Genomic DNA, 16,839 nt, shown 5'->3' with positions numbered 1-16,839 from the left:
AGGCTGGCCTCGGCCTGGCTGACGTCGGTGCGCGTCACCTCGCCGACATTGAACCGGTCCTGGGTCGCCTGCAGCTGCCGGCGCAGCACCGCCTCGTTGTTGCGCTGCACGTCCAGCGCCGCCTGGGCCTGGACCACGTCGGCATAGGCGGTCGCCGCGTCCAGCAGCACCGTCTGCTCCGTCGTCTGGACCACCGCCCGGGTGGCCATGATCGTGTTCTCGGCCTGGTTCACCGCCGCCGGGGTCTGGCCGCCGTCATAGATGTTCTGCGTGATGGTGATGCCGAGCGAGGCCGGGTTGACCTCGTGCCAGTTGCCCTGCGATCCGCCGGTCTGAAGGGGCTCTCCCCGTTGGGCGAAGTCGGCGGTGGTGTTGCTGAACTCGCTGGAGATGCTGGCGTTGGCGGTGACCTGCGGCCGGTAGCCCGACAGCGCCTGGGCGATGCCCTCGTTGGTCGCCTTCAGCTGGGCGATGTCGGCGGCGAGGTCCGGGTTGGTGGCGTAGGCCGAGGCCAGCGCCTCCATCATCGACTGGGCCGAGGCCGGGGCGGCGCCCAGCGTCAGCAGGGCGGACAACACCGCGGTGGAGAGCCCGAACCATCCAATTCGTGTCATCGTCAATACCGTCCCATGGTTGGGTCGATCTCGCGCGCCCAGGCGTCGATACCGCCGCGCAGATTGACCACGTTGTCCATGCCCCTCGCCGAAAGCCACCGCACCACCTGCGCGCTGCGCCCCCCGTGGTGACACATGACGATCACCGGGCGATCGCCCGGAATTTCCTCCAGCCGTCCCGGAATCTCACCCATCGGGATGTCGAGCGAGCCTTCGATCCGGCACAGCGCCAGCTCCTGCGGCTCGCGCACGTCGACGAGGCAGTGATCGGCGCCGTCGCGCCGCCAGGCCGCCAGGGTCGCCACGTCGATCTCGAACTGCTGCACCCGATGCCCCGCCATTTCTTCCTAAAGGACCGCCCCTCAGAACTGGAAGGCCGGCTTGCGCTCGAACCCCGGCAGGATTGCCGTCGTCGCGTCGAACAGCGGGCGCTGCGACGCGACTCCGTCGATCGCGCTGACCAGCATAGCACGGCCGACGCCGTCGCCGTCATCCACCACCGTGAGCAGGCGGCCGCCGGGCGCGAGCTGCGCGATCAGCGCCGCCGGCACCTCCGCCACCGCGCCGTCGATCAGGATGACGTCGTAGGGCCCCTCGGCCGGCCGGCCCTCCGCCAGCCGCCCCTCGACCAGGGTCACGCCCTGGACGCCGAGCTCGGCCAACACGCCGCGCGCGGTGGCGAGCAGCGCCTTGTCCTCCTCCAGCGCGACCACCTTCCCGGCGATGCGCGCGACGACCGCGGCGCTGTAGCCGGTGCCGGCGCCGATGATCAGCACCCGGGCGTCGGGCGTGATCCGGGCATCGTTCAGCAGCCGGCCGAGGACCCGCGGCTCCATCAGCACCCGGCCGCTGCCGATCGCCACATCCTCGTCGACATAGGCGACGCCACGCCGCTCGGCCGGCACGAAGCGTTCGCGCGGGACGGCCATCATGGCGTCGATCAGGGCCTGGTCGACGACCTTGTTGGGCTTGATCTGCCCTTCGACCATGTTGAGACGGGCGGCTGCGTAGTCGACCATGGCGATCCGGTATCCGAAAACGGGGAGCCGGAGCGGCCGGACGGCCGCCGCGGGCTCAAACGCAGCGGTTATATCGGCCTTCGCGCTCGCAACACAATCGCTCTGATGCCGGCCGGCCGTGTCGGGCCGGACGAGCACCACCGCAACATCCGGCGCGTTCGTCTCTTGACCCTGCTTCTCGGCGGACGATATACGGGGGCCGCCGTCGGGGCGCGATGGCTGAGTGGTCAAGCAGCGGACTGCAAATCCGTGCACGCCGGTTCGATTCCGGCTCGCGCCTCCAAACGGCCCGCCGGAATGCCGGCCGAACCCGCGCCTCCAAAAAGTGTCATCGGAAGCGCAAGTGAGGCTTGGCAGGGCGGGGCGAGGTTGCTATAAGCCGCGCCACCGACAGCCCGGAGCGATCCGGCGCTCGTGTTCCCTGGTAGCTCAGTCGGTAGAGCAGCTGACTGTTAATCAGCGGGTCACTGGTTCGAGTCCAGTCCAGGGAGCCACTTCCTCTTCCCATCGAAGACCGTCGACGCCGGTACATTCCGTCGCAGCGGCTTGGCATGGGCGGGCCGATCCCTTAAATGATGAGCGCTTCCGGGCGTTGTCAGGACGGTCCCGGCTTTCCGGAACCGAGATGGCCCCGTACGACTCGTCTTCCTGCCCCGGCCTCCTGCCCCCGACACCGACCGAGACGGTCCCCGTCCGGCCGATCGTGGTCGGCTCCTACAACGTGCACAAATGCGTCGGCCTCGACCGGCGTTTCGACCCGCTGCGCATCGCCGCGGTGGTCGCCGAGCTCGGCGCCGACGTCGTGGCGCTGCAGGAGGTCGACCGCCGCTTCGGCCGGCGCTCCGGCCTGCTCGACGCCGAGACGCTGCGCCGCGACAGCGGCCTGCATCTGGTGCATGTCTCCGACCTGCCCGACGGCCATGGCTGGCACGGCAACGCGCTGCTGGTAAGGGAGGGCGTGGTCACCCGCCTGCGCCGCCTGTCGCTGCCGGGGGCCGAGCCGCGCGGGGCGATCGTCACCGAATTGGCATTGCCGGCCGGCCGCCTGCGGGTGATCGCCGCCCATTTCGGCCTGCTGCGCCGCTGCCGGATGCGCCAGGCCGCCACGATCCTCGAGGAGATCGCGGAAGGCGAGAGCATGCCGACGCTGCTGGTCGGCGACCTCAACGAATGGCGCCCCGGACGGCGCTCCTCGCTGCAGCCGCTCGGCGCGCTGTTCGGGCCGCTCGACGCGAGCCCGCCCAGCTTCCCCGCCCCGCTGCCGCTGGTGTCGCTCGACCGCATCCTGGGATGGCCGCGCGGCGTGCTCCGCTCGGTCGAGGTCCATCGCAGCCCGCTGTCGCGAATCGCGTCGGACCATCTGCCGCTCAAGGCCGTGGTCGATCTGGCGGCCGCCCTGCCCGACGCGTCGGCGACGCTGTCGGCAGCCGCCTGACGCGCCCCGCTCAGCGGGAGGCGTCGACGCCGAGCTCCTTGGCCATCGATTCGAATTCCTCGCGGATGTCGTTGATCGTCGGCAGGCCCAGCGACTTCAGCTCGGCATGCACCTTCCGCGCGGGCTCCGAATCCAGGTCCCGCTTGAAGTTGACCACGACTTCCCGGGCCGAGCCGTAGCCGCGAAAGCGTTCGATCTCCGAGCGGGTCGCATCCTGCACATGCTCCAGCTTGCGCTTCTCGGCGTCGGACATCCCCTCGGGCTGGGCCTTGAGGACGGGGTCGAAGGCGCGTCTGGTGACGAAGTCGACGAGCTTCTCCTTGGCGCTGTCGGGCATGGCGTGCTCCTGTCTTGCATGGTCTTGCTGGTCTACGGCACGCGATGATCCCGGGTTCCGATGCGCGTGGCGCTCGGTCCGCCTCGATCTTGGATCGGCCCGGCCGTCATCCCAGATTGTTGAGTCGATATCGGCGTTGAGTCAGTCTTCCAGTATCGCCGAGCGGCCCGGTGCGGGCGCGGCCCATAGGAGTCGATGACATGGCCAAGGTGCTCGCCTGTATCGACGGCTCGATCTACTCCCAGAGCGTCTGCGATCTCTCGGCCTGGGCCGCGTCGCGGCTGAACCAGCCGGTCGAGCTGCTGCATGTGCTGGGCCGACGCGAGGTGTCGACGATCCCGGTCGACATCAGCGGCACCCTGGTCGCCTATTCCCAGGACATCCTGGCCGAGCTGGCGGCGATGGACGAGCAGCGGGCCAGCCTGTCGCAGAAGCGCGGCCGGTTGATCCTGGAGGAAGGCCGCAGCCGGCTGAAGGAGGCCGGCGTCGCCGATATCGACATCCATCTCTACAACGGCGACCTGGTCGAGACCGTCGGCGAGTTCGAACCCGACGCCAGCCTGATCGTCATCGGCAAGCGCGGCGAGGCGGCCGACTTCGCCAAGCTGCATCCCGGCTCGAATCTGGAGCGGGTGGCGCGCGCGGCGAAGAAGCCGGTTCTGGTCGCCGCCCGCGCCTTCAAGCCGATCCGGCGCTTCCTGATCGCCTTCGACGGCGGCCCGAGCGTGATCAAGGCGGTCGACATGATCGCCAATGGCCAGCTGCTGCGCGGGCTGGAGGGCGAGCTGCTGATGGCCGGCAGCCCGGACGAGGAGGCCGAGGCCAAGCTGGATTCGGCCGAGGCCAAGCTGCGCGACGCCGGTTGGGACATCCGCGCCCGGATCCTGCCGGGCGAGCCGGAGGCGGTGATCGCGGCCGAGGTGGCGGAGGCGTCGATCGACCTGCTGGTGATGGGCGCCTACGGCCATTCCCGCATCCGCAACCTGATCATCGGCAGCACCACCACGGCGATGGTGCGGTCGTGCCTGATCCCGGTCCTGATGCTGCGCTGAGTCGCTCAGCTCTCCCGCCGCATCAGCCACAGGCCGATGGCGCAGCCGAGGAGGCAGAGCGCCAGCATGTAGTAGAGATGCGCCAGCGGGTTCAGCGCCAGCAGCGCCGGGATCACCAGCGGCGTCAGCCCGCCGAACACGGCGTAGGAGACGTTGTAGGAGAAGGACAGGCCGCTGAACCGGACCGCCGCCGGAAAGGCGCGGACCATGACGAAGGGCACGCCGCCGACGACGCCGACCAGAAGGCCGGTCAGGGCGTAGCTGGGCAGCAGCAGGCCGGTGTCGGCCGCGCCCCGGGTGTAGAACAGCCAGGTGCCGAGGCCGAGCAGCAGGCTGCCGATCGCGAAGAAGCGGCCGGCGCCGACCCGGTCGATGATCGCGCCGGCGGCGATGCAGCCGATCAGCAGGCACAGCGTGGCGAGGGTGTTCGCCTCCAGGGCCAGCGGCAGCGGCACGCCGTTCAGCTTGGCCAGCAGCGCCGGCGTCATCAGGATCACCACCACGATCGAGGCCGCCAGTACCCAGGTCAGCAGCATCGATACGACCACGGCGCCGATATGGTCCCGCACCACGACCTTCAGCGGCAGCTCCGCCGCCAGCGACTTGCGGGCCTGCATCTCCCGGAAGACCGGGGTTTCCTGCAGCAGGCGGCGCAGATGGACCGAGAGCAGCCCGAAGGCGCCGCCGAGCAGGAACGGCAGCCGCCAGGCCCAGTCGGCGATCTCGGCCGGGCTGAAGCTGCCGTTGACCACCGTCGCCACCACCGATCCGAGCAGGATGCCGGCGGTCAGGCCCGCGGTCAGCGTGCCGCAGGCATAGCCGATGCGGTTGGCCGGGACATGCTCGGCCACGAACACCCAGGCGCCCGGGACCTCGCCGCCGATCGCCGCCCCCTGCAGGATCCGGAGCAGCAGCAGCGCGACCGGCGCCCAGACGCCGATCTGGGCATAGGTCGGCAGCAGCCCCATGCCGAGCGTGGCCGCCGCCATCAGCAGGATGCTAAGCGTGAACATCCGCTTTCGGCCCAGCCGGTCGCCGAAATGCGCCATGACGATCCCGCCCAGCGGCCGGACCAGATAGCCGGCGGCGAAGATTCCGAAGGTCTGGAACTGGCGCAGCCAGTCCGGAATCTCCGCCGGGAAGAACAGCTGCCCGACCGCGGTCGCGAAGTAGATGAAGACCACGAAATCGTAGAACTCCAGCGCGCCGCCGAGCGCGGCCAGGCCGAGGGTCCTGTAGTCACCGGCGTTGAGGCGCCTCGACGGAAGGTCGGCGGCGATGGCATGGGTCATGTCGGCTCTGCCGTTCGATGATCGATTTGTCTTACCAAAGGGTGCAGGATCGGGACCCTAGAGCAGCGCAGTCCGGCCGGGCAGCGCTACGCCCGCATGCCGGGGTCCACGAAACCTGTTGCAGCCGCCATCGAACCGTTCTGGCTTCGGACAGCGCCTCATCCGGCTATCATGCCGAAGCCCAACCCGATGGCAGGAGGACCGATCTTGGCCAAGAGAACGGTTGCCGATCTGATCGCCGATATGCTGGCCGACGCTAGGGTCAAGCGGATCTACGGCATCGTCGGCGATTCCCTGAACGGGCTGACCGACAGCCTGCGGCGGAAGAAGACGATCGACTGGATCCGGGTGCGGCATGAGGAGGTCGCCGCTTTCGCCGCCGGAGCCGAGGCCCATCTGACCGGCGAGCTGGCGGTCTGCGCCGGCAGCTGCGGGCCGGGCAACCTGCACCTGATCAACGGCCTGTTCGACTGCCACCGCAACCGCGTGCCGGTGCTGGCGATCGCCGCGCATATCCCGAGCTCCGAGATCGGCCGCGGCTATTTCCAGGAGACCCACCCGCAGACGCTGTTCCAGGAATGCAGCCATTACTGCGAGCTGGTCTCCGACCCGGTGCAGTTGCCCGGCGTGCTGGAGATCGCGATGCGCGAGGCGGTGGCCAAGCGCGGCGTCGCCGTCGTCGTCATCCCCGGCGACGTGGCGCTGCAGGAGATCGGCGACCGGCGGCATTCCCCGTTTCTGCTGCCGGCGCCGCCGGTGGTCGTGCCCGCCGAGGCCGAGATCGAGAAGGCCGCGGCGCTGCTGAACGAGGCCCGCCGGGTGACGCTGTTCTGCGGCCGCGGCTGCGCCGGCGCCCATGCCGCGCTGATGGGCCTGGCCGAGACGCTGAAATCCCCGATCGTCCACGCCTTCGGCGGCAAGGAGTTCGTCGAGTACGACAACCCCTACGACGTCGGCATGACCGGGCTGATCGGCTTCGCCTCCGGCTACTACGCCATGATGAACTGCGACGTGCTGCTGATGCTGGGCACGGATTTCCCCTACCGCCAGTTCTATCCGGCCGACGCCCGCATCATCCAGGTCGACATCCGGGCCGAGAATCTCGGCCGGCGCTGCAGCCTGGAGCTCGGCCTGGTCGGCGACGTGCGCGAGACCATCGCGGCGCTGCTGCCGCGGCTCGAGGTCAAGGAGGACCGCAGCCATCTCGACGCCGCGCTGGAGGACTACGTCAAGTCGCGCGAGGGACTGGACGACCTCGCCACCGGCACGCCGGGCCGGCCGCCGATCCATCCGCAATACCTGACCCGGCTGGTCAGCGAGCTGGCCGACGACGACGCGGTCTTCACCTTCGACGTCGGCACGCCGGCGGTGTGGGCAGCGCGCTATCTCAAGGTCAACGGCAAGCGGCGCATGATCGGGTCGCTCAGCCACGGCTCGATGGCCAACGCCCTGCCCCAGGCGATCGGGGCCCAGGCGGCCTATCCCAAGCGCCAGGTGGTGTCGCTGTCCGGCGACGGCGGCCTGACCATGCTGATGGGCGACCTGATCACGCTGAAGCAGCAGAACCTGCCGGTGAAGGTGGTGGTCTACAACAACGGCGTGCTGGGCTTCGTGGCGATGGAGATGAAGGCGTCGGGCTTCCTCGACACCTACACCGACCTGGAGAACCCGAACTTCGCGGCGATGGCGGAGTCGATGGGCATCTTCGGCATCCGCGTCGAGGACCCCGGCGAGGTCGAGGCGGCGGTGCGACGCGGCCTGCACCATGACGGGCCGGTGGTGATCGACGTCGCCACCAACAAGCTGGAGCTGATGATGCCGCCCACCGTCTCGGCCAGCCAGGTCGCCGGCTTCGGCATGTACATGCTGCGCGCCGTGATCAACGGCCGCGGCAGCGAGCTGATCGAGCTGGCGAAGACCAATCTGCGGCGGTAGGTCCCGCCCGGGGCGATCACACCCGCTCCAGCGGGCGGTGCGGTTGCGGCGGCAGCTCGATCGCGATCGGGTCGCCGGGGCGCACCGTGCCGCCGGCCAGGACGATGCCCATCACCCCGGCCCTGCGCACCAGGTTGCCGGATTCGTCCCGGCCCAGGACCATCTTCAGCAGGCCCGGCTGGAAGCCGTCGATCTGGGCGCAGGGGTTGCGCAGGCCGGTGATCTCGACCACTGCCTCGGCGCCGATGCGCAGCCTGGCGCCGGTCGGCAGGCCCAGCAGGTCGATGCCGCGGGTGGTGACGTTCTCGCCCAGCTCCCCGGCCTTCACGACGAAGCCGGCGGCAGCCAGCTCGTCGTGCAGCTCGGCCTGGATCAGATGCACCTGGCGCAGGTTCGGCTGGGTCGGGTCGACCCGCACCCGTGACCGGTGCTTCACCGTCTCTCCCATATGGGCATCGCCCTGGACCCCGAGCCCGGCGAGGAGGCGGATCGAATCGAGCACCGGCTTGCTGAAGCTGTGGGTCGGGCTGAGGCCGACCGCGGTCACGACCGCCTTCATGCCGAGGCGCCCCGCAGCGGATAGCGGCCGGTGATGCGGAAGGCCGCGTCGCGGCTGTCCTGCTCGAACACCGTGATCGCATCGATCACCAGCGGATCGCGGCAGACCGGGGCCGTCCGCTCCGCCAGAACGGTACGGATCCGGTCGTGCTCCGCCGCGTCGGTCAGGCGTGCGGTCAAGGTCATGTGGAAGCGGAACTCCTCGAACACATAGGGATAGCCCCAGCGCTCGAGATGCCGGTCCTGCGCCGGCGTCAGCGGTGACCGGCGCCGCCGCTCAAGCTCGGCGGCGGAGAGCGGCGCCCGGAACCGGTCGAAGGCCTCGACGCAGGCATCGGCCAGGGCGTTCACCGCCGGCGCCGGAGCCGACGGCACCAGCGCCAGGAAGCCGCCGATCGAGGCCAGCGTCAGCGCCGGGCCGGTCGCCTGGGCACGGCTTGCCGCGAAGGCTTCGACCGCCTGATGCAGGTCTTCGCCGGTCACATCTTCTGCCAGGGCGAACGGCGCCTTCAGCGTGGCGTGGAAGCCGTAGTGCCGAGGGTCCGCGGTGATCGCCCGGAACCGGTCCGGATCGATGCCATCGAGCTGCGGCTGCGGCCGCGCCTCCCCTGTCTCCGGGTCGCGGCCGAGCAACTCGGCGCCGAGCTCAGCCAAGGCCGACCCCCCGGGTGGGGCGAAATAAATCGCATAGCGTCGGTTCATATCGCCATCTCGAACATCGGGCGAACAGGTGGTTCGCGTTACCTCTCCCGCCTGGCGGGCGCTTTTCCAATTCCCAACACCGTCATTGCGAGCGCAGCGAAGCAATCCAGGGCAGCTCGCCTTGGCCTCTGGATTGCTTCGTCGGCTTCGCCTCCTCGCAATGAGGGGTATGGGACGGATGTCTCGAAAAGCTCCCGCAAGCGGGAGAGGCAACGCGGTGGTTCATCGGCTCGACCAGCTCAAGCAACCCGCTTGCCGGCGCGCCAGACGCCGCGGATATGCGGCACGCCGTCGATCAGGCGGAAGCGGACCAGGTCGGCCCGCAGCCCGGGCTCGATCCGGCCGCGGTCGTCCAGACCCGCCGCCCTGGCCGGGTTGGCGCTGACCAGCGCCACTGCTGCCGGCAGGCCGAGCCCGACCGGCGCTTCGGCCAGCAGGCAGACGGCGTGCAGCATGCTGATCGGCACGTAGTCGGAGGCGAGGATGTCGAGCAGCCCGGTGGCCGCCAGCTCCGCCGCGCCGACATTGCCGCTGTGCGACCCGCCGCGGACGACGTTCGGGGCGCCCATCAGGATCGACAGGCCGTGGGTCCGCGCCGCCTGGGCCGCGCTCCGGGTGGTCGGGAACTCCGAAATCGAGACGCCGAGCGACACCGCCTCGTCGACATGGGCCGGGGTCTCGTCGTCATGGCTGGCCAGCGCCACGCCGCGGCGGGCGGCGAGCTCGGCGATGGCGAGGCGGTGCCGGTGCGCATGCGCCTCCTGCGCCGCCTGGCGCTCCTTCATCAGCACATCCAGCTCCGCCTCGCTGTAGCGATGGCGGTTGGCCTGGCGCCATTTCTCGACCTGGGCGTACTGCCGCTGCCCGGGCGTGTGATCCATGATCGAGAGCAGCCGCACCGACGGGTCCTCGACCAGCACCGACAGGTAGTCGAGCACATGCGGGTCGGCGACCTCGCAGCGCAGATGCAGGAAATGGTCGGCCCGCAGCATGTCCTGGCGGCGCGCGGCCTCCAGCCCGTCGACCATGGGCCGCAGCAGGGTGCCGCGCGGCACCCCTTTGTGCTCGCTCATCAGCGACAGGCTGTCGAACACGGTGGTGATGCCGGCGGTGGCGACCTGGGCGTCGTGCGCCAGCGCCGCCGAGACGCTGTTCCACATCACGCCCGGCCGCGGCGCGATGTGCCGCTCGAGGTGGTCGGTGTGCAGGTCGATCAGACCGGGGATCAGGTAGTCGCCATCGGCGTCCTCGCCGGCGCGGGACGCCCCCTCCTCCACCGCCGCGATATGGCCGTCCTCGACCCGCAGGGTTCCGGTGACGACGGCCTCGGGCGTGACGATCCGGGCGTTCGAAAAGATCAGATCCGTGCTCATGCGGCCGCCTTGTAGAGCGTGACGTCGAAGATCCGGGTCGCCACCCGGTCGCGCACCGCCGTGTCGTGGAAGATCCCGACGATGGCGGCGCCGCGTGCCTTGGCCTCCTCGATCAGCTCGATGACCACGCGCCGGTTGTCGGCGTCGAGCGAGGCCGTCGGCTCGTCGAGGAGAAGGATGGGATACTCCATCGCGAAGCCGTGCGCGAGGTTGACCCGCTGCTGCTCGCCGCCCGAGAAGGTGGCGGGCGGCAGGGACCAGAGGCTTTCCGGCAGGTTGAGCCGGGCCAGCAGCGTGCGGGCGCGGCGGTCGGCCTGCGCCTCGGCGATACCGGAGGCCAGCATCGGCTCCTTGACGATCTCCAGCGTCGGCACGCGCGGGATCACCCGCAGGAACTGGCTGACATAGCCGAGCGTCCGGCGCCGGACCTCCAGGATCTTCCGCGGCGGCGCGGCGGTGATGTCCACCATCTCGCCGCCATGCCGGATCAGCACCCGCCCGGCAGAGGCCAGGTAGTTGCCGTAGAGGGTGCGCATGAAGGTGCTCTTGCCCGCGCCGGACGGGCCGCCCAGCACCACGCATTCGCCCGCGGCCACGGCGAAATCGACGCCGCCGAACACCGGCAGCCGCACGCCGCCCTGATTGTGCAGCACGAAGGTCTTGGACAGGCCGGAGACCTCGATCATAGCAGTCGTGTTCGGCATGGCTCAGACCTGCAGGACGGAGGAGACGAGGAGCTGGGTGTAGGAGTGCTGCGGGTCGTCCAGAACCTGGTCGGTCAGGCCGGTCTCCACCACCTTTCCATGCCGCATCACCATGAGGCGGTCGGCCAGCAGGCGGGCGACGGCGAGATCGTGGGTGACCAGCACCACGGCGATGCCGAGCCGGCGCACCAGCCCGCGCAACAGGTCGAGCAGCCGGGCCTGGACCGAGACGTCGAGGCCGCCGGTCGGCTCGTCCATGAACACGAGGCGCGGATTGGTGACCAGATTGCGGGCGATCTGCAGCCGCTGCTGCATGCCGCCGGAATAGGTCACCGGCCGGTCGTCGATGCGGCCGAGGTCGAGCTCGACCTTCGCCATCCAGTCCTGCGCCTGGCCGCGGATGCGGCCGTAATGCCGGGCGCCGACCGCCATCAGCCGCTCGCCGACATTGGCGCCGGCGCTGACATCCATGCGCAGCCCGTCGCGCGGGTTCTGGTGCACGAAGCCCCAGTCGGTGCGGGCCAGCATCCGCCGCTCCGGCTCCGACAGGGCGTAGATGTCGGTCAGGCCGCGGACACGGGTGTCGAACGCGACCGCTCCGGAACTGGGCGGCAGCCGGCCGGAGATGCAGTTGAGCAGCGTGGTCTTGCCCGACCCGCTCTCGCCGACGATGCCCAGCACCTCGCCGGGCGACATCTCGAAGGAGACGTCGCGGCAGCCGGTGACGGTGTCGCCGTACAGCTTGGTCAGGCCCTCGACCCGCAGCAGGATGTCGCCGCTCATGCCTCGGCTCCCTTGGAGTGCTGCGCCTGCTCGACCGCGCGATCATAGGCGGCCAGGGCCTCGCCGCTCAGGGCGCCGCGATGGCCGGCCTCGCGCCGGGTGCGGCAGTGATGGCTGTCGGAGCAGACGAACATGTGACCGCCGGCGTCGTCGAGCACGACCTCGTCGAGATAGCTGTCCTCGGCCCCGCACAGGGCGCAGGGCTGGTCCCAATGCTGGATGGTGAAGGGGTGGTCCTCGAAATCCAAGCTGACCACCTGGGTATAGGGCGGAATGGCGTAGATCCGCTTCTCGCGCCCCGCCCCGAACAGCTGCAGCGCCGGGTTCATGTGCATCTTCGGATTGTCGAATTTCGGGATCGGCGACGGTGCCATCAGGTAGCGGCCGTGCACCATCACCGGATAGTCGTAGGTGGTGGCGATATGGCCGTAGCGGGCGATGTCCTCGTAGAGGCGGACATGCATCAGCCCGTAATCGGCATAGCCGTGCATCATCCGGGCCTCGGTCTCGCGCGGCTCGAGCCGCCGCAGCGGCTCCGGCTGCGGCACCTGGTAGACCAGGATCTGGCCCTCGGATAGCGGCTGCTCCGGGATGCGGTGGCGGGTCTGGATCACCGTGGCTTCGCCGGTGTCCTCGGTGGTCGCCACCCCGGCGACGCGGGCGAAGAAGCGGCGGATGTTGACGGCGTTGGTGGTGTCGTCGGCGCCCTGGTCGATCACCTTCAACACGTCGTCCGGGCCGATGATGCTGGCGGTCACCTGGATGCCGCCCGTGCCCCAGCCATAGGGCACCGGCATCTCCCGGCCGCCGAACGGCACCTGGTACCCGGGAATCGCCACCGCCTTCAGCAGCGCCCGGCGGATCATCCGCTTCGTCTGCTCGTCGAGATAGGCGAAGTTGTAGCCTGGATCCCTGGTCACGGCAGTTCCCACGTCAGACATCGGCTCGCCCCCTCACCCGAAATCGCTGCGCGATTTCGACCTCTCCCCAAGGAGAGGTGAACCCGCGCCTGGCCCCATTCCCCTCTCCTCGGAGAGCTACGGCATTCAGACATTGATCAGTGGCACCGACGGCGGGCCTATGAACAGATTGCCTCTCCCGCTTGCGGGAAAGGTCGGACATCCGAAGGATGTCCGGGTGAGGGGATCGCGGCCTCGCCGAAAGCACAGCTTTGCATCGAGCGAGCCCATGATCCGCCCTTATCCTGAAACGCTGGCCCTGGTGTCGCGGCCGGGCCGCCCTTATCCGGTCTCGCTGCGCGAGCCCGACCTCTCCCGCAAGCGGGAGAGGCAAATGGATAGCGCTCGGAGATCTGTGAATGCGATAGCCTCGGGAAGAGGGAGAGACCCAGCCCGCCAGGGCTGGGAGGGTGAGGGGGTGGCCCCGCCCTACCCTCTTCATCACGATACCGGCGCTCATTCCGCCGCCTCCTTCCGGGTCGCCGCCTCGTCCGCCTCACGGGCCCGGCGCTCATGCTCCGCCCGCAGCCGGCGGATCAGCTCCAGCTCGGCCTGGAAATCGACGTAGTGCGGCAGCTTGAGATGCTGCACGAAGCCCGAGGCCTCGACATTGTCGCTGTGCGCCAGCACGAACTCCTCATCCTGCGCCGGATAGCGCGCCGCCTCGCCCAGATCGCGCGCCCTGAGCGCCCGGTCGACCAGCGACATCGCCATGGCCTTGCGCTCGCAATGGCCGAAGGCCAGGCCGTAGCCGCGGGTGAATTGCGGCGGCGCCGACTTCGATCCCGCGAACTGGTTCACCATCTGGCATTCGGTGACGGTGATCTCGCCGATCTCGATCGGGAAGCCCAGCTCCTCCGGCACGATCTCGACCGCCACTTCGCCCAGCCGGATCTCGCCGGCGAAGGGGTGGTTGCCGCCGTAGCCGCGCTGCACGGAGTAGCCAAGCGCCAGCAGGAAGCCCTCGTCGCCGCGCGCCAGGTTCTGCAGCCGCTGGTCGCGATCGGCCGGCAGGGTCAGCGGGTCGCGGGTCAGGTCGACCGGCTCGTGCCCTTCCGGCGCCTGGGCCTCGCGCTCGATCAGACCCTCGCGGTTGAGGATGTCGACCACCCGCGGCACCGGCCCTTCCGGCCCCGCCTCTCCTTCCGGCGCCGCCGGCGGCTCGCCCGAAGCGGCCAGGGCGAAGTCGAGCAGCCGGTGGGTGTAGTCGTAGGTCGGCCCCAGGACCTGACCGCCCGGGATGTCCTTGTAGGTGGCGGAGATGCGGCGCCGCACCGTCATCTTCGCGGTGTCGATCGGCTCGGACACGGCGAAGCGCGGCAGCGTGGTGCGATAGGCGCGCAGCAGGAAGATCGCCTCGACCAAATCGCCCTGCGCCTGCTTGATCGCCAGCGCCGCGAGATCGCGGTCGTAGAGCGAGCCTTCGGCCATGACGCGGTCGACGGCGAGGCCGAGCTGCTCGCGGATCTGGTCCGGCGCGATCTCCGGCACCGCCGGGTCGCCGCGACGGGCCTCCGCCAGCAGCCTCTGGGCGTTCTCGATCGCGCGCTCGCCCCCTTTGACGGCGACATACATCGGATCAGCCCTCCCAGCGGGTGGTGCGCGGCAGGCCCAGCATGCGGTCGCCGCAGGTCAGCAGAAGGTCGATGCCGAGGGGATAGGCGGCGCCATTGGCCGCCCAGTCCTCGCGGAACCAGCCCGGCAGGCCGGCGATGCGGGCCGGCTCGGCCGTGGCGATGCCGGGGCCGGTGAACCGCCCCGCTTCCGGCCCGTCCAGCGCCGCAACCTCGACCAGCAGCGTCGCCGAGCGGTCGGGATAGCGGTCCTCGCCCAGGGCCAGGCCGCCCAGCCGCGGCAAGGCGGCGGCGTCGGCCACGAGGAGGAAGGCGGCAGCGGCCGGATCATCGGCCAGCGGCGCACCGGTGTGGAAGCGCAGGAAGCTCTGCACCGCCGCCGTCGACAGTGCCGGATCGAGCCAGACCGGTGTGTCGAGATCGACCAGCGTCAGCGCCGCCGCCGCCATGGCGGGGCCGAGCCGCTCCGGCGCCGCGACCGGCTGCGGGCAGGTGACCGGCCGGCCCGGCCGGGACATGGCCTCGAGCAGGGCGCGGAACACCGACTGGCTGCCGAGCACCGGGTCGGCGAAGCCGGGCAGGAGGGCTGCGGAGTCGAGGATCGCGCTCACGGGTTCTCTCCCCGCACCATGGTGAAGAAGTCGACCCGCGTCGCCGCAGCCTTGCGCCGGGCCGCCTCTCGCGCCTCGGCCTGGGCCGCGCGGAGCGGCGCGATCAGCCCGGCCTGCACGGCGTCGTGCCGGTCGGTCTGCAGCAGGGCGTCGGCCCTGGCGGCAATCTCGGCATGGCGTCGGTCGCGGCCGGCGACATAGGCGAAGCCCAGCACGTCGCTGCCGTCCAGGCGAACGGCGCAGCGAGTCACTGTCATCTCGCCGAGCGCGAAGGGCATGCCGTCGCCCCCGGCACGGCCGCGCACCATCACCATGCCGGTTTCGGCCGGCCGCAGGGCGGTGAAGCCGTCCTCGACCGCGAGATCCGCCCAGAGGCGTTGCAGCATCCGGGGATCGGCCTTGGCCAGCACGGCCATCCAGCCCCGCCGCCGTTCGGTTTCGTTGCTCATAGGCTGATAGACCTATTGCCTATTCATCTAGTCATCCGTATGTTTAGATCATGGACGGAATTCGGCGACAGCCGCAAGTCGGGAAGGATGAAATTTGCGTGACGGAGTTGGCATGACCCCGCGCACCTCGCTCAGCCGCGGCGCCGGCGTCGCTTTGTGGCGCCAGATCAGCGAGACGCTGGAGCGGGAGATCCGCGACGGCGTGCACCCGGCCGGGGCCCGGCTGCCGACCGAGGCGGAGCTGTCGGATCGGTTCGGCGTCAACCGCCACACGGTGCGGCGGGCGATGGCGGAGCTGGAGGAGCAGGGCCTGGTCGACGTCACCCAGGGGCGCGGCACCTTCGTCCATCTCGGCGCCATCGCCTATCTGATCGGCCGGCGCACCCGCTTCCACGAGAACATGCGCCGGGAGAACCGGGAGGCCCGGCTGGAGCTGCTGGAATCGACCATAGAACCCGCCCCGGCCGCGATCGCGCGGGAGCTGGAGATCCCGGCCGGGACCGATGTGATCCGGCTAGACACCCGGTCGCATGCCGATGGGCTGCCGCTCAGCTTGGCCAGCCATTACTTCCCGGCGGCGCAGTTTCCGGGGCTGGCCGACGTGTTCCGCGAGACGGGCTCGGTGACAAAGAGCTTCGCCCGCTACGGCGTCACCGACTATACCCGCCGGCGCACCCGGGTCTCGGCCCGGCTGCCGGATGCGCGGGAGCAGCGGCTGCTCGAGATCACCCGCACCCGGCCGGTGATGGCGACCGAGGCGGTCAATGTCGATGCCGAAGGACGGGTGGTCGAATTCGGCCTGTCCAGCTTCGCCAGCGACCGCATCCAGCTGGTGTTCGAGAGCTGACGGCCGGTCTCAAAAGCCGAAGCTGATTCGGCAGGATCCCGCGCTGCCCAGCGTGCCGGCCGCGCTCAGCAATGCGATCGCGAATCCGATTCCCGCGGCTGTCGCCAGGGTGCGACCGGCAGCGCCGTCCCGGAACGGACGCCAGCGGATCGCAAGCACCGCAAGGCCGATCAGCACCAAGAGAGTCAGCGGCCAGACCACGATGCCGACGAAGGCCACGGTCAGGATCACCAGGCCGAGCGCGTCCTCGCCGCCGCAGCCGGACAGCATCAGGCCGAGCGCCGCCGCGAGCATCCAGCCCAGCAGCACCAGGAGGATGAACAGGAAGCGGCTGACGCCGCGGGAGATGGCGGGAAGCGCGGACATGGCCGCATCGTTCCGGCGGATTGTGGCGGATCTGGGAAGCCGGTCCGGCGGCATCGCGGCACGAGGTCGGAGCCTGGCCGCGACGAAAACCGGCCGGGAGGGGCAGCCCTCCCGGCCCGGCTCTACCGTCCCTGGGGAGCGGCGCTGCCGCTCCGAAAATCCCCGGCCGCCTTTGGGACGGAATGTGCGGCCGGGTCAGGTCCTGCGGGGCCGGCCGGAGGACCGGCCC

The 16,839-nt window shown here is 70.0% G+C and carries 19 protein-coding genes and 2 tRNA genes; 6 read left to right on the top strand and 15 right to left on the bottom strand.

From position 1 onward, the window contains the following. The 3 genes from G537_RS0116310 to G537_RS0116300 form a co-directional block, all read right to left on the bottom strand. Positions 1–614: TolC family protein (locus G537_RS0116310; protein WP_162146115.1), on the bottom strand; the 614-nt coding region annotated here is incomplete at its 3' end. Positions 615–616: 2 nt separating this feature from the next. Beyond that, complete coding sequence (locus tag G537_RS0116305; protein WP_245579034.1) at positions 617–940, bottom strand: rhodanese-like domain-containing protein; 324 nt, start codon at positions 938–940, stop codon at positions 617–619. A gap of 36 nt (positions 941–976) precedes the next feature. Then, entirely contained in the window at positions 977–1,633 is a 657-nt protein-coding gene (locus G537_RS0116300; RefSeq protein ID WP_026871030.1) for a protein-L-isoaspartate O-methyltransferase family protein, read from the bottom strand. Between the two features lie 209 nt (positions 1,634–1,842). On the opposite strand from G537_RS0116300, the gene G537_RS0116295 reads away from it, so the two are divergent. The 3 genes from G537_RS0116295 (at position 1,843) to G537_RS0116285 (ending at position 3,068) form a co-directional block, all read left to right on the top strand. Then, a tRNA-Cys gene (locus G537_RS0116295) sits at positions 1,843–1,916 on the top strand. 135 nt (positions 1,917–2,051) lie between these two features. Further along, positions 2,052–2,127 (top strand) — tRNA-Asn (locus G537_RS0116290). 131 nt (positions 2,128–2,258) lie between these two features. Continuing rightward, positions 2,259–3,068 carry an endonuclease/exonuclease/phosphatase family protein gene (locus G537_RS0116285; RefSeq protein WP_081688844.1) on the top strand — a complete coding sequence of 270 codons (810 nt, stop codon included), beginning with the start codon at positions 2,259–2,261 and terminating at the stop codon, positions 3,066–3,068. 10 nt (positions 3,069–3,078) lie between these two features. Here the strand turns inward: G537_RS0116285 and G537_RS0116280 are convergent, their stop codons facing one another. Next, on the bottom strand, positions 3,079–3,405 hold the full coding sequence (locus G537_RS0116280; protein ID WP_026871028.1) for a hypothetical protein: 327 nt from the start codon (positions 3,403–3,405) through the stop codon (positions 3,079–3,081). 200 nt (positions 3,406–3,605) lie between these two features. On the opposite strand from G537_RS0116280, the gene G537_RS0116275 reads away from it, so the two are divergent. Further along, positions 3,606–4,457: a universal stress protein gene (locus G537_RS0116275; protein WP_026871027.1), complete on the top strand. Its 852-nt coding sequence runs from the start codon at positions 3,606–3,608 to the stop codon at positions 4,455–4,457. Positions 4,458–4,462: 5 nt separating this feature from the next. Here the strand turns inward: G537_RS0116275 and G537_RS0116270 are convergent, their stop codons facing one another. Beyond that, complete coding sequence (locus tag G537_RS0116270) at positions 4,463–5,749, bottom strand: MFS transporter (RefSeq protein WP_026871026.1); 1,287 nt, start codon at positions 5,747–5,749, stop codon at positions 4,463–4,465. A gap of 207 nt (positions 5,750–5,956) precedes the next feature. On the opposite strand from G537_RS0116270, the gene poxB reads away from it, so the two are divergent. Further along, positions 5,957–7,684 (top strand): ubiquinone-dependent pyruvate dehydrogenase, encoded by a 1,728-nt coding sequence (gene poxB, locus G537_RS0116265; RefSeq protein WP_026871025.1) that lies wholly within the window; start codon positions 5,957–5,959, stop codon positions 7,682–7,684. Positions 7,685–7,700: 16 nt separating this feature from the next. Here poxB and G537_RS0116260 read toward each other — a convergent pair whose 3' ends face one another. The 9 genes from G537_RS0116260 to phnG all read right to left on the bottom strand — a co-directional run bounded on the left by G537_RS0116260 (position 7,701) and on the right by phnG (position 15,397). Next, positions 7,701–8,243 carry an MOSC domain-containing protein gene (locus G537_RS0116260; RefSeq protein ID WP_026871024.1) on the bottom strand — a complete coding sequence of 181 codons (543 nt, stop codon included), beginning with the start codon at positions 8,241–8,243 and terminating at the stop codon, positions 7,701–7,703. Further along, complete coding sequence (locus G537_RS0116255) at positions 8,240–8,944, bottom strand: DUF1045 domain-containing protein (protein WP_026871023.1); 705 nt, start codon at positions 8,942–8,944, stop codon at positions 8,240–8,242. Before G537_RS0116255 ends, G537_RS0116260 begins: the two co-directional genes overlap by 4 nt. Before the next feature lie 239 nt (positions 8,945–9,183). Further along, positions 9,184–10,317 (bottom strand): alpha-D-ribose 1-methylphosphonate 5-triphosphate diphosphatase, encoded by a 1,134-nt coding sequence (locus G537_RS0116250; RefSeq protein WP_026871022.1) that lies wholly within the window; start codon positions 10,315–10,317, stop codon positions 9,184–9,186. Next, positions 10,314–11,021, bottom strand: a complete 708-nt coding sequence (gene phnL, locus G537_RS0116245; RefSeq protein WP_034851888.1) for a phosphonate C-P lyase system protein PhnL — start codon at positions 11,019–11,021, stop codon at positions 10,314–10,316. Before phnL ends, G537_RS0116250 begins: the two co-directional genes overlap by 4 nt. A 3-nt stretch (positions 11,022–11,024) precedes the next feature. Further along, entirely contained in the window at positions 11,025–11,804 is a 780-nt protein-coding gene (gene phnK / locus G537_RS0116240; protein WP_026871020.1) for a phosphonate C-P lyase system protein PhnK, read from the bottom strand. Continuing rightward, positions 11,801–12,724, bottom strand: a complete 924-nt coding sequence (locus G537_RS0116235; RefSeq protein ID WP_026871019.1) for an alpha-D-ribose 1-methylphosphonate 5-phosphate C-P-lyase PhnJ — start codon at positions 12,722–12,724, stop codon at positions 11,801–11,803. Before G537_RS0116235 ends, phnK begins: the two co-directional genes overlap by 4 nt. A 495-nt stretch (positions 12,725–13,219) precedes the next feature. Further along, on the bottom strand, positions 13,220–14,338 hold the full coding sequence (locus G537_RS0116230) for a carbon-phosphorus lyase complex subunit (protein WP_026871018.1): 1,119 nt from the start codon (positions 14,336–14,338) through the stop codon (positions 13,220–13,222). Between the two features lie 4 nt (positions 14,339–14,342). Continuing rightward, complete coding sequence (gene phnH / locus G537_RS0116225; protein ID WP_026871017.1) at positions 14,343–14,948, bottom strand: phosphonate C-P lyase system protein PhnH; 606 nt, start codon at positions 14,946–14,948, stop codon at positions 14,343–14,345. Then, the gene (phnG, locus tag G537_RS0116220; protein ID WP_026871016.1) at positions 14,945–15,397 is read right to left on the bottom strand and encodes a phosphonate C-P lyase system protein PhnG; all 453 of its coding nucleotides are present in this window, start codon (positions 15,395–15,397) and stop codon (positions 14,945–14,947) included. The genes phnH and phnG overlap by 4 nt, the downstream gene beginning before the upstream one ends. A 112-nt stretch (positions 15,398–15,509) precedes the next feature. Between phnG and phnF the strand changes: the two genes are divergently transcribed. Continuing rightward, positions 15,510–16,244, top strand: a complete 735-nt coding sequence (phnF, locus tag G537_RS0116215; protein WP_026871015.1) for a phosphonate metabolism transcriptional regulator PhnF — start codon at positions 15,510–15,512, stop codon at positions 16,242–16,244. A gap of 9 nt (positions 16,245–16,253) precedes the next feature. Here the strand turns inward: phnF and G537_RS0116210 are convergent, their stop codons facing one another. Further along, entirely contained in the window at positions 16,254–16,610 is a 357-nt protein-coding gene (locus G537_RS0116210; protein WP_026871014.1) for a hypothetical protein, read from the bottom strand. Between the last annotated feature and the right edge of the window lie 229 nt (positions 16,611–16,839).

It is taken from the genome of Inquilinus limosus DSM 16000 (genome assembly GCF_000423185.1).
GTDB lineage: Bacteria > Pseudomonadota > Alphaproteobacteria > DSM-16000 > Inquilinaceae > Inquilinus > Inquilinus limosus.
This window is presented reverse-complemented; position numbering and strand designations above follow the sequence as displayed.